Consider the following 4,955-nt stretch of genomic DNA (forward strand, 5'->3'; position numbering starts at 1 on the left):
ACGCCTACTGCTTTTCGCGTTGCGGTTTAAAAGATCAGTCTATAAAAGGTGGTCCTTTTCTGATACCCTTTCTTCATGACTTCTTCGCAACCTCATCTAGGGGGTTGAATGACCCCCCAGGTCATCCAACCTTGCCGTGATGTTGCCCTGGCACTGATTTGGGGAATAGCCGGCAATAGTAGCATATCAGTTGCAATATGGGGATAGAGAGGTAGTTAAAAAATTCTTAACTTCATACAACTGAAATTCATTTCGGCCCATACCTTAATCAAGAACCTCATGAAACAATCACGCCGCAATTTTTTAACTCAACTTGGCCTGTTATCAGCCGCTCCATTACTTGCCTCGTCTGACTTACTGGCTGCAACATTACCTGCTCCGGCAATTCAATATGGATATGCCGCAATTACATGGGGCAATGACATCAAGCAATCTATCCTTGACATTTCTTCTCTCGGATTTAAAGGAATCCAGCTCAGGGCAAATGCCTTTACAGAGTTTGGGCAAAAACCGGATGAATTGATAAAATTACTGAAGGCATCAAAATTAAAGCTGGCGATGTATTCGAGCGGCAATGCCAACATAAATACGGGAAATGATGAAGCGGAAATCGCGAAGCATGTTGAAAGCGCAAATTTTGTAAAGATGCTGGGCGGCAGCCGAATGCAGGTAACCAATTCGTCCCGGCCAAAATCCGGCATGGTTAGTCAGGAAGATCTGATCAAATACGGGCAGCTTTTAACAGAAATTGGCAAGCGCACAGCTTCCATTGGGATAGAAACAACTTATCACAACCACATGGGACAGCTTGGGCAAACGCCTGAAGAAATAGAAACGATCTTAAAACATACCGATCCAAAGTATATCGGTTTGCTATTAGACATTGCACACTACCAGCAGGGAGGCGGCAATCCGGCTCAAGCTATCCATAAATACAAAGACCGGATTAAGTGCATGCACATTAAAGATGTAAAAAATACTGCGGATGATAAAAGCTACATATTTGTAGAGCTCGGACAGGGGCGTGTTGATCTGCCGGCAGTATTCGCTGCCTTAAAAGCGATCGATTACAGTAAATATGCCATTGTCGAACTTGATGCCGTTCCCGTAAAAGGGCGTACGCCGCTGGAAAGCGGTCAGATCACCAAAGATTATCTAATAAATAAGCTCGGGATAAGAATTTAAAGCGACTTATTGAAGAAATTAACAAAAAACACGAATGGCGGGTAACCCGAAATACTGAATAAAGAAATTTGATGGTGACTGATTAGCCTGATGTGTGGTAAATATAAAGGGAAGTCGAACTAAATCTTCCTCCCCTCATATAATCATCCCTATTGATAATGCTAATGTATGTACGTTTTATGAATTCTCCAAATTTAATTTGAAATTTTTATTAAACCACAATATTTACGATCCTTCCCTTTACCACAATCACCTTTTTAGGTGTTTTGCCTTCCAGGTATTTCTGTACATCTTCGCTGGCCAGTACAGCTGTTTCAATATCCGCTGCTGCTAAAGAAAGGCTCAGGTTTAAGTTTAACCTGGTCTTGCCATTGACAGAAACCGGGTAACTAAATTCATCTTCTACCATATAAGCCGGGTTGAATTTAGGATATTCAGCGTATGACAAGCTTCCCGCTTCATGGTCTAATGCTTCCCAAAGCTCTTCACAAATGTGGGGTGCATAAGGAGAAAGTACGACAACAAGATCTTCCAGTACCTGCCTGTTTTTACATTTCAGATCTGTTAACTCGTTTACGGCAATCATAAAGCTGGAAACAGAAGTATTAAATGAAAACCGTTCTATATCATCCTGTACTTTTTTGATGATCTTGTGCAGGGCTTTCAGTTCAGCTTTTGACGGCACCGAATCCTCTACATTAAATACCCATTGCTCATTGTGAAACAACCGCCAGACCTTGCGAAGGAACTTAAATACCCCTTCAATACCGTTTGTATTCCATGGCTTGCTTTGCTCCAGCGGGCCGAGGAACATTTCGTACATCCTTAAGGTATCTGCACCATAGTTCTCTATCAGGACATCCGGGTTCACTACATTGAATTTTGATTTAGACATCTTCTCTACTTCCACACCGCAGATGTATTTCCCGTTTTCAAGAATAAATTCTGCATCGGCAAATTCCGGACGGAAAAGTTTGAATTTATCAATGTTCAGTATTTCATTTTCAACAATGTTGACATCAACATGCAGGGCGGATGTTTTATATTCTTTTCTCAGGCCATGAGAAACCAAAGTATTGGTACCTCTCCCATCTTCATCTACAACACGATACACAAAATTACTTCGTCCCTGGATCATCCCCTGATTGATCAGTTTTTTGAAAGGCTCTTCTTCCTGTACATAGCCAAGATCTTTTAGAAACTTGTTCCAGAAACGGCTGTACAGCAAATGACCTGTAGCATGTTCAGCACCGCCAATATACAGGTCGACGTCTTTCCAGTACCGTATGGCTTCTTTGGCAGCAAAATCAGATCCGTTGTGGGCATCCATATAGCGGTACCAGTACCAGCTTGATCCTGCCCAGCCCGGCATGGTGCTCAGTTCATACTCATACTGGTCCTCATAGCTCCAGTCCTCAGCCCTGCCTAATGGCGGCTCCCCGGTTTCTGTCGGCAAATATTTATCAATTTCAGGCAGGATCAAAGGCAGTTCTTCTTCTTTGATCAGGTATGGCAATCCGTCTTTAAAGTAAACAGGAATGGGCTCACCCCAATAACGCTGTCTGCCAAATATGGCATCGCGCATGCGGTAATTGATTTTAGCCTTGCCTGCTCCTTTTTCTTCCAGCCAGGTATTTAAAGTTTGGGTGGCTGCTGCATAATCCATTCCGTTGATAAATCCGGAATTGATATATCTGCCTTCTTTTGTAGGGTCTGCCTGATGGGCGATGTCTTTCTGCGCATCAAGGATTTGAACAATTGGTAAACTGAAATGGGTAGCAAACAGCCAGTCACGCTGGTCTCCGCTGGGCACACCCATGACCGCTCCTGTTCCATAACCGGCCAGTACATAATCGGCTATCCAAAGCTGGATGCGTTCACCGCTTACCGGGTTGATCACATAGCTGCCGGTGAAAGCCCCCGAAACGGTTTTAACATCAGCCATCCGGTCCAGTTCAGACTTCTTTTTGGTCTGCGTAATATAATTATTGATGTCTTCCAACTGCCCCGGCGTAGTCAATTCAGCAACCAGCTCATGTTCAGGTGCCAATACCAGGTAAGAAACACCAAATATCGTATCTACCCGTGTGGTGAAAACCTCTATATAATCCGCAATGCCTTCAGGCGCGTTTTCTATGGCAAACCTTACGCTTGCACCTACACTTTTACCGATCCAGTTGCGCTGCATTTCTTTAACCGGCTCTGGCCAGTCAATGGTATTTAAGCCCTGCAGCAGCCGCTCGGCATAAGCGGAGATCCGCATGCTCCACTGCATCATTTTCTTCTGCTCCACCGGATGACCGCCGCGTTCTGAGTATCCGTCTTTTACCTCGTCATTGGCCAGCACGGTACCAAGAGCCGGACACCAGTTTACGGTACTTTCTCTCAGATAGGTAAGCCGGTATTTCAAAAGCTCTTCCTGCTTTTCTTCATCGGTCATTGTGGCCCAGTCGCTGGGCAGAAATGATGCAGTATCTTCATCGCAAACGGCTCTGACATCGGCACTGCCTGCGGCATTGAATTTTTCTATTAAGGTAGTAAGGTCTTCGGCTCTGTCTGTTTCCAGGTTGTACCAGGAGTTGAACAGCTGCATAAAGATCCATTGTGTCCATTTGTAATATCCGGGATCGCTGGTGCGGACTTCCCTGCTCCAGTCAAAAGAAAAGCCGATCTTGTCTAACTGCTCTCTGTAAGTATTGATATTGGTTTCGGTAGTTAAGGCCGGGTGCTGACCGGTTTGTATCGCGTACTGTTCTGCCGGCAACCCGAAGGAATCATACCCCATTGGGTGCAGCACATTGAACCCTTTTAATCTTTTATATCTGGAAAATATGTCAGAAGCAATGTAACCGAGAGGGTGACCTACGTGCAATCCTGCCCCTGAGGGATAAGGGAACATATCGAGCACATAAAATTTTGGCTTTGAGGTATCCTGATCTGCTTTGAAGGTCTTGTTTTGAGCCCAGTGCTTTTGCCACTTTTGCTCTATTTCTTTAAATTGGTAATCCATTACTGCTATTTCCTTAATATAGAGCGCGAAAATAATGAATTAAAGGGTGTTATAGAAACGGTTTACGAAATTTACCAAAGAGAAAGTGTTTGGGCTCCTTGTTTTCAGGTGCATTGTAGATGCTGTAACGGTCGGAAAGCAGGTAGGACACTGCACAGGCAATGATTACATAAATACCGCATGACATTCCGAAAAGTTCAGCTGCCATAATGCAGCAGGCAACGGGGGTCTTGGCAGCTCCTGCAAAAACGGCTGCAAAACCCATCGCTGCAAGCAGTCCGACGGGGAGCGGCAAAAATAATGACAGCGTACTGCCCAGTGTAGCACCTATAAAAAATAAAGGTGTAACCTCGCCTCCTTTAAAGCCGGCGCCAAGTGTGATTGCGGTGAGGAGTATTTTAAGCGCAAAATCCTGCGGGGCAGCGGGCAGATCAAAAGATTCGACTATACCGGCAATCCCCAGGCCGTTATACTTGAAGGTTCCCAGCAATAAAACGAGCAGAACAAAGACAATTCCCCCGGCAAAAGGCCTTAGCGGGGCGTATGGGATTTTTTTGAAGACACGGGTAAAGAGCTGGGTAAGCTTTACAAATGCGATGGCAGCAAAGGCAAAGGCTGTACCTGCAAGTGTACAATAGAACAACCTGGCTGGTATAACGGACGGAATCAGATCTATATGGTAATGGGTATGCCCGACTCCCCAGAGTTCTGTAACCCGGGCGGCAAGAAATGCGGCTGCAACAGCAGGGATGATGGCTTT

The 4,955-nt window shown here is 45.0% G+C and carries 3 protein-coding genes; 1 reads left to right on the top strand and 2 read right to left on the bottom strand.

The window, feature by feature from the left end:
* Positions 1 to 279 precede the first annotated feature (279 nt).
* Positions 280 to 1,185, top strand: coding sequence for a sugar phosphate isomerase/epimerase (locus tag VK541_RS21770; protein WP_324372627.1), 906 nt, complete (start codon positions 280 to 282; stop codon positions 1,183 to 1,185).
* Between the two features lie 211 nt (positions 1,186 to 1,396).
* On the opposite strand, the gene leuS is transcribed toward VK541_RS21770, so the two are convergent.
* Together leuS and VK541_RS21780 are read right to left on the bottom strand one after the other, a co-directional pair.
* The gene (leuS, locus tag VK541_RS21775; RefSeq protein WP_324372628.1) at positions 1,397 to 4,195 is read right to left on the bottom strand and encodes a leucine--tRNA ligase; all 2,799 of its coding nucleotides are present in this window, start codon (positions 4,193 to 4,195) and stop codon (positions 1,397 to 1,399) included.
* Between the two features lie 49 nt (positions 4,196 to 4,244).
* The coding region (locus VK541_RS21780; protein WP_324372629.1) for a chloride channel protein at positions 4,245 to 4,955 on the bottom strand (711 nt) is incomplete at its 5' end.

The sequence above is a fragment of the Pedobacter sp. genome, assembly GCF_035317785.1.
GTDB lineage: Bacteria > Bacteroidota > Bacteroidia > Sphingobacteriales > Sphingobacteriaceae > Pedobacter.